General features: G+C 42.3%; 21 protein-coding genes. 19 read left to right on the top strand and 2 right to left on the bottom strand.

The genetic code is table 11. The features are described 5' to 3' along the window. Nucleotides 1-151: 151 nt before the first annotated feature. The gene (locus AU255_RS12695) at nt 152-727 is read right to left on the bottom strand and encodes a hypothetical protein (RefSeq protein WP_143735923.1); all 576 of its coding nucleotides are present in this window, start codon (nt 725-727) and stop codon (nt 152-154) included. Nucleotides 728-824: 97 nt separating this feature from the next. Then, nucleotides 825-1,532, bottom strand: coding sequence for a DUF2490 domain-containing protein (locus AU255_RS12690; protein WP_080523198.1), 708 nt, complete (start codon nt 1,530-1,532; stop codon nt 825-827). Between the two features lie 588 nt (nt 1,533-2,120). Between AU255_RS12690 and AU255_RS12685 the strand changes: the two genes are divergently transcribed. The 19 genes from AU255_RS12685 (at nt 2,121) to AU255_RS12595 (ending at nt 19,790) form a co-directional block, all read left to right on the top strand. Next, the gene (locus AU255_RS12685; protein ID WP_080523363.1) at nt 2,121-3,794 is read left to right on the top strand and encodes a SulP family inorganic anion transporter; all 1,674 of its coding nucleotides are present in this window, start codon (nt 2,121-2,123) and stop codon (nt 3,792-3,794) included. Nucleotides 3,795-3,831: 37 nt separating this feature from the next. Further along, entirely contained in the window at nt 3,832-5,949 is a 2,118-nt protein-coding gene (gene hyfB / locus AU255_RS12680; RefSeq protein WP_080523197.1) for a hydrogenase 4 subunit B, read from the top strand. Then, the gene (locus AU255_RS12675) at nt 5,949-6,893 is read left to right on the top strand and encodes a respiratory chain complex I subunit 1 family protein (RefSeq protein ID WP_080523196.1); all 945 of its coding nucleotides are present in this window, start codon (nt 5,949-5,951) and stop codon (nt 6,891-6,893) included. Before hyfB ends, AU255_RS12675 begins: the two co-directional genes overlap by 1 nt. Further along, nucleotides 6,893-7,570 carry a formate hydrogenlyase gene (locus AU255_RS12670; protein WP_080523195.1) on the top strand — a complete coding sequence of 226 codons (678 nt, stop codon included), beginning with the start codon at nt 6,893-6,895 and terminating at the stop codon, nt 7,568-7,570. The genes AU255_RS12675 and AU255_RS12670 overlap by 1 nt, the downstream gene beginning before the upstream one ends. Then, on the top strand, nt 7,567-9,030 hold the full coding sequence (locus tag AU255_RS12665; protein WP_080523194.1) for a hydrogenase 4 subunit F: 1,464 nt from the start codon (nt 7,567-7,569) through the stop codon (nt 9,028-9,030). The genes AU255_RS12670 and AU255_RS12665 overlap by 4 nt, the downstream gene beginning before the upstream one ends. Beyond that, nucleotides 9,027-10,613 (top strand): hydrogenase large subunit, encoded by a 1,587-nt coding sequence (locus AU255_RS12660; protein ID WP_080523193.1) that lies wholly within the window; start codon nt 9,027-9,029, stop codon nt 10,611-10,613. Before AU255_RS12665 ends, AU255_RS12660 begins: the two co-directional genes overlap by 4 nt. A 9-nt stretch (nt 10,614-10,622) precedes the next feature. Next, nucleotides 10,623-11,132, top strand: coding sequence for an NADH-quinone oxidoreductase subunit B family protein (locus AU255_RS12655; RefSeq protein WP_080523192.1), 510 nt, complete (start codon nt 10,623-10,625; stop codon nt 11,130-11,132). Nucleotides 11,133-11,217: 85 nt separating this feature from the next. Then, the gene (locus AU255_RS12650) at nt 11,218-11,580 is read left to right on the top strand and encodes a DUF167 domain-containing protein (protein ID WP_198942604.1); all 363 of its coding nucleotides are present in this window, start codon (nt 11,218-11,220) and stop codon (nt 11,578-11,580) included. Between the two features lie 582 nt (nt 11,581-12,162). Then, on the top strand, nt 12,163-12,336 hold the full coding sequence (locus AU255_RS12645; RefSeq protein ID WP_080523191.1) for a ribbon-helix-helix protein, CopG family: 174 nt from the start codon (nt 12,163-12,165) through the stop codon (nt 12,334-12,336). Between the two features lie 208 nt (nt 12,337-12,544). Further along, nucleotides 12,545-12,808: an RNA recognition motif domain-containing protein gene (locus AU255_RS12640; RefSeq protein ID WP_080523190.1), complete on the top strand. Its 264-nt coding sequence runs from the start codon at nt 12,545-12,547 to the stop codon at nt 12,806-12,808. Nucleotides 12,809-13,222: 414 nt separating this feature from the next. Further along, a complete protein-coding gene (locus tag AU255_RS12635; protein ID WP_080523189.1) occupies nt 13,223-13,558 on the top strand; it encodes a hypothetical protein in 336 nt (111 codons plus the stop codon). 21 nt (nt 13,559-13,579) lie between these two features. After that, nucleotides 13,580-14,968 (top strand): F0F1 ATP synthase subunit beta, encoded by a 1,389-nt coding sequence (atpD, locus tag AU255_RS12630; protein WP_080523188.1) that lies wholly within the window; start codon nt 13,580-13,582, stop codon nt 14,966-14,968. Then, complete coding sequence (locus tag AU255_RS12625; RefSeq protein WP_080523187.1) at nt 14,965-15,369, top strand: F0F1 ATP synthase subunit epsilon; 405 nt, start codon at nt 14,965-14,967, stop codon at nt 15,367-15,369. The genes atpD and AU255_RS12625 overlap by 4 nt, the downstream gene beginning before the upstream one ends. A gap of 137 nt (nt 15,370-15,506) precedes the next feature. Next, nucleotides 15,507-15,782: an AtpZ/AtpI family protein gene (locus AU255_RS12620; protein WP_080523186.1), complete on the top strand. Its 276-nt coding sequence runs from the start codon at nt 15,507-15,509 to the stop codon at nt 15,780-15,782. 4 nt (nt 15,783-15,786) lie between these two features. Next, nucleotides 15,787-16,452, top strand: coding sequence for a F0F1 ATP synthase subunit A (locus AU255_RS12615; protein ID WP_080523185.1), 666 nt, complete (start codon nt 15,787-15,789; stop codon nt 16,450-16,452). A gap of 2 nt (nt 16,453-16,454) precedes the next feature. Further along, entirely contained in the window at nt 16,455-16,721 is a 267-nt protein-coding gene (gene atpE / locus AU255_RS12610) for an ATP synthase F0 subunit C (protein WP_080523184.1), read from the top strand. A gap of 15 nt (nt 16,722-16,736) precedes the next feature. After that, complete coding sequence (locus tag AU255_RS12605) at nt 16,737-17,483, top strand: F0F1 ATP synthase subunit delta (RefSeq protein ID WP_080523183.1); 747 nt, start codon at nt 16,737-16,739, stop codon at nt 17,481-17,483. Then, nucleotides 17,473-18,972, top strand: coding sequence for a F0F1 ATP synthase subunit alpha (locus tag AU255_RS12600; RefSeq protein WP_080523182.1), 1,500 nt, complete (start codon nt 17,473-17,475; stop codon nt 18,970-18,972). The genes AU255_RS12605 and AU255_RS12600 overlap by 11 nt, the downstream gene beginning before the upstream one ends. Continuing rightward, a complete protein-coding gene (locus AU255_RS12595) occupies nt 18,969-19,790 on the top strand; it encodes a F0F1 ATP synthase subunit gamma (protein WP_080523181.1) in 822 nt (273 codons plus the stop codon). Before AU255_RS12600 ends, AU255_RS12595 begins: the two co-directional genes overlap by 4 nt. Nucleotides 19,791-20,023 lie beyond the last annotated feature (233 nt).

The raw sequence follows: 20,023 nt of genomic DNA, 5'->3' as shown, positions 1-20,023 counted from the left end.
AGGAAAGTAATTGAGATATTAATTATTTTTGTTATTTAAGTAAGCTCTGTAGCAGATGAAAAAATAGTCTATGTAATGTTTCCGTCTCTATAGTAACCCAGCTGAAAGGCTTATTGATTACGATGTGTTGCATTGCATAACAGATTTCTGCTTACTTACGAGCAGTCTCGGTAAAAAAATCTTTATAGGAAAAATCCAGTGTTATCGTTGTAGTTTCTTCTTTAGTATGAATCGTAAAGGTATCAAACATAGAGTCGATGGCTTTATAGATACATAATTGAAAATTATTTAAATGATAGCGGTTGTCTTTTAAAACATCATAGGACAAGAACTTTTTAAACCTTTCTACATCCCCTTCAAAGCTTGCATGGGAAAGATGCGTATTGGAAAAATGTAAGTGATTCCCTTGCACCCAGAAACCAAGTTTACGCTCTTCAATGAGCTTTTCTACCCCCACGTTTGTATGAATAGTCGAATCCCAAAAGTGATTGCTTACTACTTCCTCTACTAAAATCTCATTATATTCCTTAATAAAATCTTCACGAATTTTGGGCAGGTTATAGAGTTTATTTAATGTATGATCGGTCAGGTGATTACACCACTCATTCCAGGTGGTGATTTCGTAATTTTGTGAACATCCTATCGATAAAAGTAGCATTAAAAAAACCGCGAATTTATTGACTAACGTGGTCAGTTTCGATGTTATGTAATAGTTCTTGTTTTGCATTGTTCCTCCAACGAAACGAAATACATAATATTTTAACGTTAAGGCTATTATCTTAAATAATGGCAGGCATAAGATTATTAGAGGCAGTTTTTTTAGATCAAAATTTATAGCCAAAATTTACCTGTAAATTATGGGTAAAAATATTATTACCAGAAGTAGTGTCTATATACTGTCCCATATAACCTAAATCCACACCAATATGATGAGTAATTTGATAGCTTAATCCTGAAAAAATACGGTTTTCAGAAAATCCTTGTTTACCAAATACATTTTTATTCACATAAAACATAACTTCATCACCGACATAGGCACTTAAGCCATCTAAATAGGGAATAGGATGCTTAACCATTAATAGTTGACGTGGACGATAGCCCGCATCATTTGTGCCTTCCAGAAAACGTTCATCCATACGAGTTCGACTTATAAAATTAAAATCACCAACAGATTGTTTCCAGACAAAATCCTGATAGGCACGGTTTTCCTGGGCAAATGGCTTATCTAAAGGGGCAAGCGTGTCATGGGTATAGCCCATCCAAAGCGATGCATGTTCATTGAAATTGTAGCCGATCTGACTGAATAATAGATTTTCAGAAAATCTTGAACCTGCAGGAGAATCATCACGGGTACGCGTTTGGTTCATGATAAGCCAGTTAAATTTATCGAGTTTAGGTGATAGTGCTTTGAAATCACCTTGTAGCGTAACCGAGCCCCAAAAACCGAACATATTATTCACACCTGCAGCAAAACCAGATACGGGCATTGCTAGTAATGTCATTAAAATCATCCTGCGGTAAAGTTTATTCATGTATATGACCTTATTATATGTGTATAGATGGCGAATCTTCAGTACTTCATTCCAGTAATTCATTTGACAGTAATCCAGGACTTAAAATAAAGGATTAGCGAAATGAATTTCAGGAATGATAGTGTTGTTGTTTGGTTGTTTTGGCTATTAATTTAAAAAGAACACCTAGATATATCTCGTTCCAATGTTCTGTGTCAGATCAAGGAGGTGAAGCTTTTATCTTTGGGTAAACGCTTAGTCGATTAATTATCGATAAAGAGCAATACATTAACCATGCCAGAGTTTATATAAGCTAACATATATGTTATATAACTATATGTATTATATAAATATATTTTTAACTTAAGACTGTTTTAGACGCAGATGGAAGCATATAAAAATATTTTCCTGCGGTTTAAATAAACCACTACAACCTGGTTTAAATAAACCACTACAACCTGGTTTAAATAAACCAACTAGACTTGTCTCTCTAAAAATAAAACCATTTGTAAAAAAAAACAATTTTATAATCAATACCTTGGGGTGATATTAGGTTATGGCATGCAGCTTGCATTACTTATCTTATATTTAATTCTGGAGGACAAAATTTTGAACAATTCTTCTATACAAAGCATGCCTGAAACGGGTATCGCTGGTTTAAAAAAATACTGGCACGAAGACCTGATGTCTGGTTTTCTGGTTTTTCTAATTGCGCTGCCCTTGAGTCTGGGTATTGCTATGGCTTCAGGATTACCGCCTATGGCAGGTATTCTCAGTGCCATTGTTGGTGGTATGTTTGTATCACGTATTAATGGTTCTTTTGTCACTATCGCAGGACCGGCCGCAGGTTTAATCGTGGTCATACTGGATGCAGTGCAAAGTATGGGGGCGGGCGACCCTGTGGCCGGTTATCGATATACACTGGCCGCTATTGTGGTCGCGGGGTTATTGCAAATCTGTCTGGGCTTTTTTAAAGCGGGAACCTTGAGTTCATTTTTTCCCACTTCAGTGGTTCATGGTATGTTAGCAGCGATTGGTATTATTATTATCACCAAACAAATTCACGTTATGGTTGGTGCTACACCAGATCCGGGCAGTTTATTTTCCTCCATGGCCCAGATACCACACAGTTTTATGAGCATGAATGGAGAAATTGCCCTGATTGGAATTACCGGTCTGCTAATTATGATTTTTTGGAGTAAATTACAGCAGCCTATATTGAGTAAAATCCCCGCCCCCATTATTGTGGTAATATTGGGTATTGGTTTAGGTCTATATTTTGATCTGGAGCATATGCATATTTATCATATTCCACACCAACTCGATATGCTGACGGGACATTTAGTACATGGAGATCAGGTCGGGCCTAAATATCTGGTCGCTATTTCTGACCATTTTATATCCAGCTTTTATTTTCCTGATTTTAGTAAAGCCTTAACTATAGAATTTTGGGAAGCGGTAGTTAGCATTTGTCTGGTTGGCAGTTTGGAAAGTCTGTTGACAACAGTAGCGGTTGATAAGCTTGATCCTTATAAACGCCGCTCTGACCTGGATAAAGATATTATGGGAATTGGAGCAGGAAATACTCTCGCTGGCTTGATTGGTGGAACCGCCATGATTTCCGAAGTGGTGCGGAGTTCAGCCAACATTAATAACGGTGCTAAAACGGGCTGGGCAAATTTCTTTCATGGTCTGATCATGTTGTTATTTGTGGTCTTATTTCCACAGGTTATTCATAGTATCCCATTGTCAGCACTGGCTGCATTACTCGTCTATACGGGTTTTAAGCTGGCGTCTCCCTCTGAGTTTGCCAGGGTATTACAGGTTGGTACAGAGCAGTTTTTTATGTTTATTGTCACCATTATTGGCGTTTTAGCGACCGATTTATTGGTGGGTGTGGCTATTGGTATCTTGGTTAAATTTGTTGTGCATATAGCGCGTGGTGTCTGGTGGAAAAATTTATTTAAAATTTATTTCAGCATCAACGAGGCTGAGAAGGATAAGATTATAGTGAGGCTTGATGGCTCTGCTATTTTTTCCAACTTCTTGCCGCTTAAAAAAGCGTTGGACGTGCTTCCTGCAGGTAAAAATGTCACTTTAGATCTTTCTAATGCTTACCTGGTTGATCATACGGTTTTGGAATATTTGCATGATTTTATGCATGATTATGCAAGTCATGGGGGCAAATGTCAGCAAATTGGTGATGCCATTCATACTTTCTCAGACCATGATCTGGCTGCACGCATTATGACCCATGATGCGCGTAAGAAAACTCATGCATAATATCTGTATCATTCCTTTTAATTAGAAGAGACATCGTATGATTCTATCTTTAGCTTATGCGGCGGTGCTGTTCAGCTTTTTGTCAGGCATACTGGCATTGCTGATGCGGCAGCGACGTAGCGTAACAGGCTTGCTGCTTTATTGTTGCAGCAGGCGGCCTGAATGGCAGCAGCATCTGGATATCTGGCTGGAAGAAAGTATTTATCCACAACGTGTGCAACAGATGAGCTTTATGCTCCTGGGTGTGGCTGGAGTATGGGCCATCATTGCTGGTTTAGGCGGTTTAATCAGTGAGCAAGCTATTACTGCGCAACTGCCGCTAGGCTTGCCCTGGCTACCCTGGCATGTACGTTTTGATAGTTTATCCGCGTTATTTTATCTTATTATAGGTATCGCTATTTTTGCAGTCAGTTGCTATGGCCCTGGTTATGTGAAAGGCAATAATGAACAGGAGCATCCTTTTGCAATGTTAGGCTTATTCAGCGGCTTATTTATTTGCGGTATGTTTATGGTGTTACTGGCCGATGATGCTTTCTTCTTTATGATTGCCTGGGAGATGATGTCGGTAGCCAGTTATTTTTTAGTCGCTTTTCAACATGAACAATCGGCCAATCGCCGTGCAGCTTTTATTTATTTAATTATGGCTGAGGTGGGGGCACTGGCTATAATTCTGGCCTTTGGTGTCCTGGCTAGTTTTTCGGAAGGTGGCACCTTTACTTTTGATGCCTTGCGGGATGCTCAGTTATCCAATACCTGGGCGAGTATCGCATTTGTTTTGGCCTTAATTGGTTTTGGTATGAAAGCGGGCCTGGTTCCGCTACATGTCTGGTTGCCTGAGGCGCATCCGGTAGCTCCGTCGCATATTTCTGCGTTGATGAGTGGCGTGATGTTAAAAGTCGCAATATACGGATTAATTCGCTTTAGCTTTGATTTGCTCGGTGATATTCATTGGCAATGGGGTGTGGCCCTGATGATTCTCGGTGCTATTTCTGCATTAGGCGGCATTTTATACGCCATGATGCAACCGAATTTGAAACGCTTACTAGCCTACAGTTCAGTGGAAAATATCGGTATTATTTTTATGGTATTGGGCTTATCAATGATTTTTCTTGCTAAAGGGCATGCGGGTCTTGCCGCATTAGCTTTTGTGGCAGCGCTGTTTCATGCCTTTAATCATGCATTGTTTAAAAATTTGCTGTTTCTGGGAGCGGGGGTTATTCAGCACCAGGTGCATAGTCTGAACATAGATGATATGGGTGGTTTAATTAAACGCATGCCACATACCAGTAAATTGTTTCTGATTGCCTGTATGAGTATTTCATCTTTGCCATTATTTAATGGCTTTGTTTCTGAATGGCTTGCCTTTCAAGTGGCGCTGCAAGTCGATGTGCTGGATGACGCGGTGTTACGCAGTTTGATTCCGGTGATTGCCGCAGCATTAGCTTTAACTGCAGCACTGGCCGCAGCGTGCTTTGTTAAATTATTTGGCATGATGTTTTTAGGCCTGCCACGTACACGACATGCAGCAAAAGCAGAAGAAACACAAGACAAAGGGATGCTGGCGAGCTTGAGTTTGCTGGCAGGTTTATGCTTTTTATTCGGTATTTTCCCGGGATTAATGATTTTGTTGCTGGACAATGTTGCCCTGCAAACGCTGGGACATGGCCTTCCTGATGAATCGGCTGCAGGTTGGTTGTGGCTGGCTCCTGTGTCTATGCAACAGGCGTCCTATGCTGCTCCAGTGATATTAATTCTGACTCTGATTGCCGGCGGTATTAGTTTTCATTATCTGCGCCGTGACCCGGCCGTTAAATTACGTCAATCAGACACCTGGGATTGTGGCTTTGGTGGTTTGACGCCACGTATGCAATATACCAGTAGCGCTTTTACTATGCCATTTCGACGCATATTCTCCCAAGTCTGGCAGATAGATGAAAAAATTGACAAACAAGCAGGGGCTATGCCTCAGCAAGTCACCGATATTCGCTATGAACTCCATATTGAAGACCATAGCTGGCCTAAAATATATCAGCCCATAGAACAGGCAGTGAATCGTATTGCGCGCTCGGTGAGCCGTATGCAAACAGGGAATATCCGGGTTTATTTAAGCTATTCGTTTTTTACATTGATCTTCTTGTTGTGGGTGATTAGCTAATGAGTATTTTAATAGCTGTTTTGCAAACATTGCTTTTTATAACCTTGGCGCCCTTGTTAGCAGGCTGGGTGAAATGCTGTAAGTGTTATTTACAAAATCGTAAAGCACCTTCGCTGATACAGCCTTATCGTGATTTGATCAAATTAACCCATAAACAACCGGTCGTGTCTAAAGACGCCTCCTGGTTATTTGTAATTTCGCCGTATATTATTTTTTCTGCGACTGCCCTAGCGATTACCGTGATTCCTTTTATTGCGGTGGAGTTACCGACTGCCGCGAGTGCTGATGTGATTGTGCTGGTCGGTTTTTTAGCCTTTGCACGCTTTTTTCTGGCCTTAGCGGGCCTGGATGTAGGTACGGCATTCGGAGGTATGGGCTCTTCACGGGAAATGACTATTTCATCGATGGCAGAACCTGCAATGTTAATGGCAGTTTTTACGTTGACCATGACGGCATCAACCACCAATTTATCATTTGCTATACAGCATGTTCTGGGAGAAGGCCTGGTATTAAGACCTTCGTTTATTTTTGCTTTATTTGCACTGATCCTGGTGGCAGTTGCAGAAACCGGACGTATTCCGGTAGATAATCCTGCAACTCACCTTGAATTGACGATGATCCATGAAGCCATGATTCTGGAATACAGTGGCCGTCATTTAGCCTTGATTGAATGGGCAAGTCAGTTAAAGCTGATGCTGTATGGTGTATTGATTGCCAATATTTTCTTTCCCTGGGGAATTGCAGAGTCCTTCACACTTGCGGCCTTAGGCAATGGTTTAATGGTCATTATGGGCAAGCTGGCTCTATTAGCTGTAATACTGGCAATATCAGAAACATTATTAGCCAAAATGCGCTTATTTCGCGTGCAGGAATTTTTGAGTTTTGCTTATCTACTCGGCTTACTTGGCATGCTCAGTCATATTATTTTGGAGGCATCACGCTAATGGATATTGAAAATCTGGATCATTATTCGCAACTCATCCTGTCCCTGGCAGCATTAGTGACTTTGACCTCATTTATTATGCTGGCTCAGGGGCGCTTATTACGTTTGGTATTTGTCTTTGCTTTACAGGGGTTTATGTTGGTACTTGCAACAACCATTGCTGCTTACAGTTTTGATAATCCTCACCTGTATATTTCTGCCGCGATTACCATGGCATTAAAGGTGCTGTTTATTCCCTGGATGCTCAGGCGGCATATTTTAAAATTAGATATGCACCGCGATGTGGAAGCACTGAGTAATAAAACCTCGGTGATGTTAGGTGGGGCGAGTCTGGTGGTGTTTAGTTATTACGTACTGCATCCCATTATGCAAAACTCATCGATGATTTTATTAAATGCGCTGTCTTTGAGTCTTGCGGTTATTTTATTAGGTATGTTACTGATGATTTCGCATCATCAGGCAATTGCCCATGTGGTCGGTTTTATGTCTATCGAAAATGGTTTATTTTTTGCAGCAACGGTTTCCACTAACGGCATGCCGATGGTTGTGGAATTAGGGGTTGCCTTTGATGTGTTAGTGGCAGCGGTATTATTCGGCATCTTTTTTCTGCATATCAGTAGCAGTATAGATTCTCTTGATGTGGATAAGATGAATCGTTTAAATGAGGTGGATCAATGATTCCAGCCTATTTGTTATTATTATTGCCGTTGCTCGGTATTTTTTATTTTGCCTTGTTTGGGCATCAAGAAGATGTGGGCCGACAAAATATACGCTTTAATGCTGTGACCTTGTTCTTGTCCTTATGGTTAGCGGTTAATGTGTTTAACTCAGGCACTCTGTTGTCGGCTGAAGAGTATTTTATTGTCGATTCCTTTAATGTGTATTTGATCGTATTAACCGCTTTTGTCGGCTTTACCACCTCTATTTTTTCTGCGCCTTATATGGCGCATGAAAAAGACATAGGTAAATTGACGGATAAGCGATTGAGATTGTATTACTCAATGTACCAGGGTTTTATGTTTGCCATGTATCTGGTATTAACGACTAATAATATGGGCGTAATGTGGGTTGCAATGGAAGCTGCAACTCTGGCAACGGTTCTGTTGGTGAGTTTATACCGCACGCCTGAATCGATCGAAGCGGCGTGGAAATATTTTATTCTGTGTGGTGTGGGGATTGCGCAGGCTTTATTCGGTACTATTTTATTATATTACGCGGCAACACAATTTAGCGATGCTGAAAATGCCTTGATGTGGTCGGTTTTATATGAAAATGCCAAGCTTTTAAATCCTGAAATTCTGGAAATTGCATTCGTCTTTATGCTCATAGGTTATGGTACCAAGATTGGTCTGGTGCCCTTGCATAACTGGTTGCCGGATGCGCACTCGGAAGGTCCGACTCCTATGTCGGCGGTGCTCTCAGGTTTATTATTAAATGATGCGCTGTATGCAGTTGTACGTAATAAAATGTTAATCGATGGTGCTACCGATAGTCATATTGCAGGTTATTTAATGATGGGTTTTGGTCTGTTGTCATTTTTAGTTGCGGCCTTTTTTCTACATAGGCAAAAAGATATTAAACGTCTGTTTAGCTATTCCTCCATTGAACATATGGGTTTAATGACCTTTGCCTTTGGTATCGGTACACCGTTTGCGACTTTTGCAGCATTATTGCATATGACTGTACATTCACTCACCAAATCTGCCATTTTCGTTACCGTTGGACATGCGGCACAAATATCAGGCACGCAAAGTATTGAGAAAATTCGTGGCTTAATTAAAACTCAGCCGAAAGTCGGCTGGGGACTTTTAATTGGTACGCTGGCGATTGCAGGTTTCCCACCTTTCGGTGTGTTTACCAGTGAGTTTTTGGTCTTACTAGCAACTATGCAGAGCTTTCCCTGGCTCACACCCTTTTTATTATTAGGTATCGGGATTGCCTGTGCAGGATTGTTTAGAAATGTTCAACCGATGGTATATGGCGAGCGTCCTGAAGGAAAACAAGCAGTACAAGCCAATTTATGGCCGGTAATGATTCATCTGGTTATCGTCTTGTGGCTGGGACTTGCGATCCCCAATTTTCTGGCTGACTGGTTTACTCAAGCCACCATTTTAATTTCAGGGAGTGCTCCGTTATGAGTGAGAATCTATCCGATTGGCGCATTGCATTACAGGCAGATCTGGCGGCTGAGGCAATCCAGATTGATATTTCTGCTACGCATCCAGAGCAATGGACTATTGCGGCTGAACATTGGTTGCGCTTTGCTGAATTGGCACACCAGCAAAAAATGCGTTGGGCCGCGGGGTGGGCAGAGCAATGTCCTGAGTCTTTCCTGGTCAACGCTTGTTTTGCCTGGCGAGGTGAGTATATATGCCTGTCTGCCTCATTAAATCCCGAGAAAGCAGAGCTACCCTCACAGGCAACAATCTATCCCGCTGCCAGTCGCAGTGAACGCCACACTCAGGACATGTTCGGTATTCATTTTGTTGATCATCCGGATTCCAGAGCGTGGATACGCCATCAGGCCTGGGGGAAACATGACTATCCATTACGCAAGGACTTTGCTCTGCAAGGTCATCCTGAAGCCATTACTCCGCCGGATACGGATTATCAGTTTGTCAAAGCCAGAGGCGCGGGCGTGTATGAAATCCCCGTAGGTCCGGTACATGCAGGAATTATTGAGCCGGGACATTTTCGTTTTCAGGCAGTAGGTGAAACCGTGTTAAATCTGGAAGAACGTTTGGGCTATGTGCATAAAGGTATCGAGAAGCTTGCTGAAGGCCGCAAGCCCGAAGAATTAGCCCGTTTGGCCGGACGTATTTCCGGTGATAGCACCGTGGCACATACTTGGGCAGCATGCTGTGCCATGGAGCAAGCCGCGGGCATAACTATTCCCCCTCGGGCGGCGTTTATACGTGGCATATTGTGTGAGCGCGAACGTATCGCTAATCATTTAGGCGATATAGGTGCAATTTGTAATGATGTCGGCTTTGCTTTTGCACAAATGCAATTCAGTCGTTTGCGGGAGCAATGGCAACGGACTCAGGCTAAAATTTTTGGTCATCGCCTGCTAATGGACAGGCTCATTCCTGGAGGCGTTAAAGTAGATTTATCAGCTGCAGATTTTGGTTCTTTATTGCAAGAATTAACAGATTTACGTAAAGAACTGAATGAGTTAATACCTGCGTTGGATTTGAATTCGTCTTTGGAAGACCGTTTATTTACCTCAGGTTATTTATCACCTGCAACCGCTGAAGCATTTGGTGCTCTTGGTTATGTAGGTCGTGCCAGTGGTCAGGATTTTGACGTGCGCCGTGACTATCCTTATGCTCCTTATGATCAGTTGAAGGTTAAAGTGGAAGTGGAAGTGGAAGAGCAGGGCGATGTTGCATCGAGAGTCTGGATTCGAGTAAAAGAAATATTTGCCTCTATCAAGTTATTAATCCAGATGTTGGACCAGTTACCTGAAGGTGAGTTAGTCACGGCATGGCAAGTACCTATGGAATACAACGAGGGTTTGGCGATGATCGAAGGCTGGCGCGGTGAAATTGTTACCTATGTCCGCTTTAATAGCGACAATACAATTCGTCGCTTTTATACTCGAGACCCTAGTAATTTTGGTTTTCTGGCTTTGGAAAAAATCGTCCTGAATAATATAGTACCGGATTTTCCAGTCTGTAATAAATCAGTCAACCCTTCTTATTCCGGAAATGATCTATAGGACATTACAATGTTAAGACTTTTTGCTAAAATTTTAAAAACAGGCGTTGTTACGGAACGTATAAAACGACCTGACGCGGCTGAATTAGAAACATTGGGTATAGAAGTAAAGCGTCAGGTTGATAAATATTTTTCTGGTAGTATTGCGATTCGTGCGATTGATGCGGGTTCATGTAATGGCTGTGAACTGGAAATTCATGCCTTAAATAACCCGTTTTATGATGTCGAACGCTATGGAATTCACTTTGTTGCCTCACCGCGCCATGCGGATGTGCTATTAGTCACAGGGCCGGTTTCGCGACATATGCAAACGGCATTATTGCGTACCTATGAAGCCACGCCAAATCCAAAATGGGTGATTGCTGTGGGTGATTGCGCGGCCTGCGGTGGCGAATTTGGTGTTTCTTATGCCAGTTGCGGTGCTGTTGCTAATGTCATTCCTGTTGATATTGTGATCCCCGGTTGTCCACCCACACCGGAAACCTTGGTTAAGGGATTACTGAGCTTGATGAAAAAATAGTTATCTGTTTACAAAAAATTGATATAGCTTGTTTATTCAGCTATGGTAGATACGCTAACCCAGAAAATGGAAAAAATCTGATTCAATGGCTAAAAAGAAAAAGTCAGTTACAATTCAGCAAGATGCTGAAAATTCAATCTTTGATTGTAAAAGAATGAAGTCTTTTTACGCCTGGGATGGTGATACTTTGGTTTTGAATGTTTTGGGTACGCCTGGTGCTAAACGCGATACTATCGGAAAGCCTAAGGGCAATCAGTTGAAGATTAGTGTCACGGCTCATCCTGTTGCTGGCAAAGCGACAGATTATATGGTGCGTTTTTTGGCTAAAGAGTTTGGTGTGACTACCAAGGATATTGAGGTGGTGTTTGGGCGCATGAATATTAATAAACAATTGCGTATTAAAGCGCCCAAGACTTTGCCGCGTAGTATTGCCAAGCATACAAATTAAAAATCAGACGTTTAGATGACTAAAAATAGCTAGAAAATTCAATTTTCTCCTGCGCGTATTTCAGTCTTTGCATCAAAAATAGGGGACCATGATCGTTGTGTGCCTGCCACTGCATTTACTACTGATAATATAAAGTGTTAAGGAGCAGCAGATATTCTGGTTAAATTATGCTCCCTCATGTCTGGACGATTTGATCCAGGTGTCAAGTGTCTGAAGAGAGTTCCTTAATATGGCGGCTTTTTGCTACAACACCCGGTTTGGTTTGTCCGCAGGATAGCGCCATGCTACCTCAGGAAATTTCGCGACTTCTATCGCCTCCAGGGACTAAGGGTCATTACTTCACTTAGGCTACGTTTCCCTGATTTTCAACGAATGAATTTATACCTCTGCCAAAATGATTGCATCCAAAATAGAGTGACAAATTCATTATTCTCATATGCAAATCCAGCAAGTTCAACAATAAAAGTGACCAGGCTTTTGAAATACTTAAATTATTATCGCTCTTAATGTTAACATGATTAACATTTGATGCTAATCATGTTAGTATTGAATGCTAATCTATATTAATTAACTTGATTCACTATGGCAGCCAATACCACTCGCGTAACATTATTAATAGATCCAGATAAAAAAAGAGCTTTTGAACAGATTTGTGCAAATCAGGACATGACTTCATCACAAGTTATTCGCCGTTTAATTCGAGAGTATATTGAACAGCATGCCACAGTATTGGATAAAAGAAGGGTAGTTGAGTAGAGTTAGAAGTAAAAAGAAATAAGATTAAAGCTGTTTGTTATTACTATTCGTCACGAAAATAAGTGCTTTGGCAGAATGTATGTATAAATTCTAAGCTACAGAAAACCTAAATTAATTAGACGGAAGTACTAGCAGACCCATAAAATATTGAGCCGGGATGAGTTCTGGCACAATATAACAACCCTGTATATTTAAAAAGAGAGTTAAATTGAAAAATCTAAAAAAACTATTTGTTGGTAATTTACCTGCGAGCACAACCGAAAACGACTTACTGAACTTATTCGCTCAATTTGGTACTGTGCGTTCATCAAAACTAATAACAGACATCTTTACTGACCAGTGCAAAGGCTTTGGTTTTATCGGAATGGAAGGGCATGAGGCGCGCGCTGCTATTGCCGGGCTTAATGGTAAAGATTTTAATGGGAATTCATTAAGAGTCGGGTTTGAAACTGCCAAATCGAGCAGGAGATAATTAGCTTCTGCACGCAGAGGAAGCTTTTGCTCCGATATTTCCTCTCGATATTTGACAGTTACATACCATAGTTAACGCTTCAACCAGTGACTCTAAGGGCTAAGGAACAAGGATTATTCAATTCTCATTCCTGAACATGCCTGATAAATTCTTACCTTTCCTGTACTGCAAGCACATTTCGGATTATTGACCCAACCCTCCATTTTTTTAAAATAAAAATAATTAGAGGGTTGTACAACTTTTGGATTATCTTTTACTTATAGCGGCTATTTTTTTACAAAAAGTATTGCAATTGTCCGGTTATAACGTGACTGCAATTGCAGCAATGTTAGAGTCGACGCGGAAAAACTTACGTTACCGGGTGCTGAAGCATCATTTGAAGTTTGATTAATATAAAAGAGAGTTTAAAACACGATGAAATCACTTTACGCCGTTTTATTTATAGGTCTTATTGTCTTTTACTTTGTGGATATTGCATTCCATGTAGATAGTTTTAGCTTAGAAATGATAACCCATAACCTGGTACGTTTTTTTTCCGGTTTCGCCATTCTAGGCATATGGGTGTGGTATGAACAAAAATTAGAAATAAAAATTGCTCTGTATATTATTCTCGTTTTTCTGGTGTCTGATGATATTTTTGATTACATTCGGAATATTGATAATTTTAGCTTTGAAATGATAATTCATGATCTGCTTATGCTTGTTTGGGGAGCTTTAGCGGGTTTCTTTTTTATGCGTCGTTTAGAATAATTCCAGCAGGAGATTAGTCTAATGCGCAGACCCATTAACAGCGAACAAATCGCTATCGGCGTGATTGCGGAAGTCCATGGGCCTGTGGTAACCATTGATTGCAAAACATTACCACCCTTGCGTCAGGCCTTATGTGCCAGTTTTGATCACAGTACCTTTTTGTTTGAAGTGCATCAGCACCTGGATCAGCGTTATGTCCGTGCTATTACTTTACACGGTACAGCGGGTCTAAGCAGAGGTATGCCCGTTTATGATACAGGTGCACCATTGCATGTACCGGTGGATAAGCAATATCTGGGACGGTTGTTGAACATTTTTGGTGAACCCCTGGACGGACTGTCAGAATTACCACAACAGGAATTCCGTAATATTCATGCTAAACCCGTTCCTCTGTATGAAACTACCGGTATCAGTGGGATTTTGGAAACCGGTATCAAAGTAATCGATTTATTGTGTCCTTTTGTTAAAGGGGGTAAAACCGGTTTATTTGGTGGCGCCGGAGTAGGTAAGACGGTACTGGTGATGGAATTTATCCATGCTGTTTCCGCTATTCACAAGGGGGTTTCCGTGTTTGCTGGCGTGGGCGAGCGTATACGCGAAGCCCACGAACTATGGCAGGAAATGCAGCAGGCCGGCGTGATGCAGGATACCTTGATGGTTTTCGGGCAAATGGATGAATCCCCCGGCGTACGTTTCCGCGTTGGCTTAGCCGCATTGACCTATGCCGAATATTTACGTGATAGCTTGCAAAAAGAGGTATTGTTCGTAGTGGACAATGTGTTTCGTTTTGTCCAGGCGGGTAGTGAAATTTCCAGTTTGTTGGGGCGTATGCCCGCGACTGTCGGTTATCAACCTACTTTAAGCACCGAAGTCGCCGAGCTTGAAGACCGTATTTCATCAACGCACAGTGGTAATATCACCTCGGTACAGGCCGTCTATGTGCCCGCTGATGACATGACAGACCCCGCAGTTAGTGCGATTCTCAGTCACCTGGATACCATTGTTATTTTATCCAGAGATCAGGCCAGTAAAGGTATTTATCCCGCAGTTGACCCTTTGCGTTCCAGTAGTAAACTTATGGATAAGCACGCACTGGGTGAACGACATTATTCGGTTGCCGAAAGCGTGCGCGAGCATTTAGCGCGTTATCACGAGCTGGAGGATATTATCGCTATGTTAGGTATAGAGGAACTATCGGAAACTGATCGTCAGATTGTAATGCGTGCGCGCAAACTACAGCGTTATCTAACTCAACCCTTTAAAGTACTGGAACAAAATGGCCAACATACGGGTGTGTCAGTGCCGCTGGAACAAACCTTGACGGATTGTGAAGCCTTCTTACAGGGTAAATACGATGCTATATCCGAGCAACAGTGTTATATGCGCGGCAGTATGCAGGACGAAGTGTGAACACCTTTAGTCTGCAACTATACGATGCCACGCAACAACAACGCATTGACCATGTGATTTCTTTTGTGGGTGAAGATAACAATGGCAGTTTTGGTTTGCAGGCACATCATGCACGGTTTATGACTACACTGACCTTTGGTCTGTTTCGTTATCGTTTGCAAAGCGAAGAATGGCAGTATCTGGCATTGCCGGGCGGTGTACTCTATTTTAATAATAACGAGTTAAGCATAAGCACGCAGCATTTTTTAATCGATAACGATTTTGAGCGCATCAGTGGGCAGCTGCAACAGCAATTGCTGGCTGAAGAAGAAACATTGATTATGACGCGCAGTAGCCTGCAGAAAATGGAACAATCCATGCTAAGCAGATTGTGGAAGTTACAACGCAACAATAGTATGTAATATTCCCCCCTTACTTAGTGAAAACCAGAGTAAAAATGCAATAGGATGCTGCTGAGGTACAAAATGCATCATGTTAAAAACGTACGTCAGCATACCCTAATATTAAAACATGATGGCATTCATACAGGGCGTGTAATATGAATAAAAAGCAACGCTTACAAAGGCAGGTTGATCATCAGGTCAAGCGCATAAAAAAGGCGCATAGAGAACAGTCGAGTATTCTGGCACAAACACTGTATCTGGGAACACTCGGTCTGGTAATGGTATTACCCATTGTGGGTGGCGCTTATCTGGGTGCCTGGCTGGATAGCCTGGCGACGGGTTATTCGATGAGCTGGACGCTGAACTTATTGATATTAGGTGTGTTTATTGGCGCAATAAATGTTTATCTATTAATCAAAGAACAGGATTAAGTGTATGGATGAAGGTTATTCTCTTATGCTGGGGGCGCTAACGATTCATGCCTCGATCATTTCAACCTGGTGCGTGATGCTGTTTATTATCAGCCTGGTCTGGCTGGCAACCAGGCATATGCAGATGTTGCCCAGTGGCATGCAAACCGTGATCGAAGGAATTTTCGAAGCGATGGAACAGGCGGTTTTAGAAGTTACACCAAAGCATGGGCGGATCATTATGCCGTTTATTTCAACTTTTTGGGTGTTTCTTATTATTGCCAATATGGTGGGACTGATCCCCGGACTGCACTCACCAACGGCTGATTTATCGGTGACTTCAGCACTAGCGATACTGGTGTTTCTCTCAGTGCACTGGTTTGGTATTCGTACTCAGGGCTTAAAAAAATATCTGCATCATTATCTACAGCCAACACCGATGCTATTGCCATTTCATATTATCAGTGAATTCACACGCACACTGGCGCTGGCCATTCGTTTGTTCGGCAATGTCATGAGTCTGGAAATGGCAGCGATGCTGATTGTCTTAGTGGCTGGTTTTCTGGCGCCGATTCCTATTTTAATGCTGCACATTATTGAAGCTTTAGTACAGGCCTATATTTTCGGCATGTTGGCCTTAATTTATCTGGCCAGCGCAATGCAATCCCAACAAATCAATTCAGAGGAATAATGATGAACGAAATTACCTTGATAGTATTAGGTTCAACTGTTGCCGCTGTCATTGGCATTGCTATTGGTGTATTAGGGCCTGCCCTGGCAATGGGCAAAGCTATTAGCAGTGCGCTGGAGGCATTAGCTCGACAGCCTGAGTCAGAGCGCTCAATTATGCGTACGCTGTTTATTGGTCTGGCGATGATTGAGTCACTGGCGATTTATTGTTTGGTCATTATCTTGATCGTGTTGTTTAAAAACCCCTTGCTCGCTTATATCATTCATTAATCAGGACGGCTCACGATGGAATTTAATCTGTCCACTTTTTCACTGGAAATCATCAATTTTCTGATTCTGGTCTGGATACTACAGCGTTTGTTTTACAAGCCTGTGCGTAATATTATTGCCCAACGCAAAGAGCATATTGATCAATCTTTAGCCGAAGCTGCAAAAATGCGTCAGGAAGCCGAAGAACTGAAGAAAAGTTACGGCAATCGTTTACAGGAATGGAATCTGGAAAAGCAAAGTGCCATGACCCAATTGCATCAGCAAATGGAAACAGAACGGCAGCATCATTTATTAATATTACACAAAGAACTGGAGCAGGAGCGCAGTAAAAATCAGGCGGCCTTGCAACGGCAACAACAGGAATTACAGCGCCATCAGCAAACTTTAGCGCTGCAAAATGGTGCGCGTTTTGCGACCTTATTACTGCAACAAACGGCCGGGCCGGAATTGGAATCGCGTCTGTTTGACGTCTTGCTGAGCCAGTTAAAGCAACTTCCAAAAGCCTGCCAATCAATTTTGCAAACCACGGAAAACGACGCCACACTGACTATTCATGTTAGCAGCGTTTATCCGCTCAGTGAAAGACAGGTACAGCAACTGGAAAGTAAGTTTACTGCATTAATCGATAAACCCTTAAAGTTTCAATACAGCCTGGATCCGGCACTTATTGCCGGACTCAAAATTGATAAAGATGCCTGGGTATTGCATGCCAATCTGCAGTATGAATTAAGCGGTTTTGCGGAGTTTGCTGATGATTTCTGACGCGGGTTTATATGCTGACAGTGCGTTATTAAAAAAACAGCATGCATGGCTAAATCGCTATCAGCCCAGATTACACGTTAAAGAGCAGGGTATAGTAGTGTCTGTGGGCGATGGTATTACCTGGATCAAGGGGCTGCCGTCGGCGGCTATTGAAGATATGCTGATGTTTGCCGATGGCAGTCGCGCAATGGTTTTCGATCTTAACCGCGAACTGATTGGTGCCATTTTGTTCTATCAAACTGAAGCACTCACCGCAGGCACTTTGGTTCATCTTGCCCGGAATGCATTGAGTGTACCGGTTGGCGATACCTTTTTAGGCCGAGTCATAGATCCGCTAGGTGCGCCGTTGGATGGACAAAATAAGCCCGCTTATGTCGTACGTGGTAATCTGGAGCAAGCCTCGCCGCCGATTATCGCGCGCGAATTTGTCCGTGAACCACTGTACACCGGCATTAAAATTATTGATACGCTGATTCCGATTGGAAAAGGCCAGAGGCAGTTACTGGTCGGTGATGAAGGCACGGGGCGCAGTGCTTTGGCGATAGATACCGTGATCAATCAGAAAGGTAAAAATGTCTTTTGCATCTATGTATTGATTGGTCAAAAACGCTCGGCTATCGTCAATACTATCGAGCTGCTACGCCAGCATGATGCACTGGATTACACCGTTTGTGTGGTTGCCGAAGCAACCGCTTTGCCGGGTCTGCAATATATCGCCCCATTTGCCGGTTGTGCGTTGGCCGAATACTGGATGCAACAAGGCCGTGATACGTTGATTGTTTATGATGATCTGGCAACGCATGCACGCACTTATCGTGAATTATCCTTATTATTACGCCGCCCTCCGGGCCGCGAAGCTTATCCGGGGGATATATTTTTCGTGCATTCCCGATTACTTGAACGTTCGACCCGATTGAATGCCGATCATGGTGGTGGCAGCATGACCGCATTGCCTATTGTCGAGACTAAACAGGGCGAAATAGCCGCCTATATTCCAACTAATCTGATTTCCATTACCGACGGACAGATTTATCTGGATAGCGACTTGTTTGCTTCCGGCTTTCGGCCAGCTATAGACATTAGTAAGTCGGTGTCCCGAATAGGCGGTAAAACCCAGCACCCGGCAATTCGTGATCAAGCGGGCAAAATCAAACTGGAATATTTGCAGTTTCTGGAACTGGAAAGCTTTTCCCGTTTCGGGCAAAAACTGGAAGCATCAATGGAAGCGCGGATCAAACGCGGCCGTTTGCTACGCGAACTGTTAAAACAGGATCGGTTAGCGCCGGAAAGCAGTGAATTTCAACTCGCCTGGCTGATTGCCTATAACGACGGCTTACTTGATACTTTGCAACCGGCTCAAATAGCTGGCGAGTTGGTACGCTTAAAACAGACAGTAAAAGAATCGCCTTTAGCATTAAACAGCGACTTACAGGAATGGCGACAATTGCTGATTAATGTCCTGTCTGATAAACAAGCAAACGCAGCATGAGCCAAAGTCGCGCACTGCAACAGCATATTGCGCACCTGACGGAAATTCGCAGCATCCTGCATTCGCTGAAAAATATGGCGTTTATGGATATGCATAAACTGATTAGACTGCGTCAGGCACAAAGCCTGGTCGTACAGCATATTGAAACCGTCGCAGCAGATTTTCTACAGTTTTATCCGGGTTTGCCAGAGCTAAAAATCAGTACGCCATTAATCGTGATTATTATCGGTTCCGAACGAGGATTTTGCGGTAATCTTAATGAAAGCTTGATTGAACAACTGACACAAGCATCAGCTGATAGTGTTATTGCCGTGGGGAGCCGATTATGTGCTCGATTGCAAAACACCAATATCGCCTTTACAGAGCTATCCGGCGCAAATAGCAGTGATGAAATTAGTCAGGTATTAAACAGCGTGAGCGATGCTATCAGCCAGCTGCATAATCAATACGAGTTATTCAACTTATCGGTGTTATTTCATCAGGATGAACATTTGAATATAACGCTGAAAACATTATTACCGCCGTTTAAGGATATTAAGCGAAGTTCAGAGTATAAAAATGAGCCATTGTTAAATCTACAACCGTCGCAGTTTTTGCTCGAACTGGTTGATCAGTATGTGCTTAGCGCTCTACAGGATATTTTATATACTTCGTTGGCGGCAGAAAACAATCAACGCTTACAACATCTGGATAATGCCGTCAGGCATCTGGATGAAGCCACCGAAAAATTACACAAAAAGAGTCAGATATACCGGCAAGAGGAAATCACCGAAGAAATTGAAGTAATTTTGTTGAATGCTTCGCCTGCGGATTACTGAAAAAGGACCGGGTTATTTTGTAGTGTAAAACTTGAGTTGACGTGGTAATTGAAAAGAACTATGTTGGACGTTAATTTATTCGAATATCCGATTAAGCGGTTAGTATCAATTATCAGGATAAATTGAACAGCAGGCAGATGTGCCTGATTTGTCGGTGAATATCATGTAATTTCTGGGTGAATGTGCGTCAGCGAAGCGCCCTGAGAATAATACTGTTATGCTTTACAATTAAT

This window comes from Methyloprofundus sedimenti (assembly GCF_002072955.1).
In the GTDB taxonomy this organism is placed as follows: domain Bacteria; phylum Pseudomonadota; class Gammaproteobacteria; order Methylococcales; family Methylomonadaceae; genus Methyloprofundus; species Methyloprofundus sedimenti.
Note: the sequence above shows the minus strand (reverse complement) of the source record. Positions and strands in the feature narration are given on the sequence as shown.

Bases quoted from the DNA above. Each gene is read 5' to 3' on its own strand.
- AU255_RS12605 (WP_080523183.1), top strand. From the start codon at position 16,737: ATGGAATTTAATCTGTCCACTTTTTCACTGGAAATCATCAATTTTCTG.
- AU255_RS12690 (WP_080523198.1), bottom strand. From the start codon at position 1,532: ATGAATAAACTTTACCGCAGGATGATTTTAATGACATTACTAGCAATG.
- AU255_RS12645 (WP_080523191.1), top strand. From the start codon at position 12,163: ATGGCAGCCAATACCACTCGCGTAACATTATTAATAGATCCAGATAAA.
- AU255_RS12600 (WP_080523182.1), top strand. From the start codon at position 17,473: ATGATTTCTGACGCGGGTTTATATGCTGACAGTGCGTTATTAAAAAAA.
- AU255_RS12695 (WP_143735923.1), bottom strand. From the start codon at position 727: ATGCAAAACAAGAACTATTACATAACATCGAAACTGACCACGTTAGTC.
- AU255_RS12615 (WP_080523185.1), top strand. From the start codon at position 15,787: ATGGATGAAGGTTATTCTCTTATGCTGGGGGCGCTAACGATTCATGCC.
- AU255_RS12595 (WP_080523181.1), top strand. From the start codon at position 18,969: ATGAGCCAAAGTCGCGCACTGCAACAGCATATTGCGCACCTGACGGAA.
- atpD (WP_080523188.1), top strand. From the start codon at position 13,580: ATGCGCAGACCCATTAACAGCGAACAAATCGCTATCGGCGTGATTGCG.
- AU255_RS12620 (WP_080523186.1), top strand. From the start codon at position 15,507: ATGAATAAAAAGCAACGCTTACAAAGGCAGGTTGATCATCAGGTCAAG.
- atpE (WP_080523184.1), top strand. From the start codon at position 16,455: ATGAACGAAATTACCTTGATAGTATTAGGTTCAACTGTTGCCGCTGTC.
- AU255_RS12655 (WP_080523192.1), top strand. From the start codon at position 10,623: ATGTTAAGACTTTTTGCTAAAATTTTAAAAACAGGCGTTGTTACGGAA.
- AU255_RS12635 (WP_080523189.1), top strand. From the start codon at position 13,223: ATGAAATCACTTTACGCCGTTTTATTTATAGGTCTTATTGTCTTTTAC.
- AU255_RS12670 (WP_080523195.1), top strand. From the start codon at position 6,893: ATGGATATTGAAAATCTGGATCATTATTCGCAACTCATCCTGTCCCTG.
- hyfB (WP_080523197.1), top strand. From the start codon at position 3,832: ATGATTCTATCTTTAGCTTATGCGGCGGTGCTGTTCAGCTTTTTGTCA.
- AU255_RS12650 (WP_198942604.1), top strand. From the start codon at position 11,218: ATGGCTAAAAAGAAAAAGTCAGTTACAATTCAGCAAGATGCTGAAAAT.
- AU255_RS12665 (WP_080523194.1), top strand. From the start codon at position 7,567: ATGATTCCAGCCTATTTGTTATTATTATTGCCGTTGCTCGGTATTTTT.
- AU255_RS12675 (WP_080523196.1), top strand. From the start codon at position 5,949: ATGAGTATTTTAATAGCTGTTTTGCAAACATTGCTTTTTATAACCTTG.
- AU255_RS12660 (WP_080523193.1), top strand. From the start codon at position 9,027: ATGAGTGAGAATCTATCCGATTGGCGCATTGCATTACAGGCAGATCTG.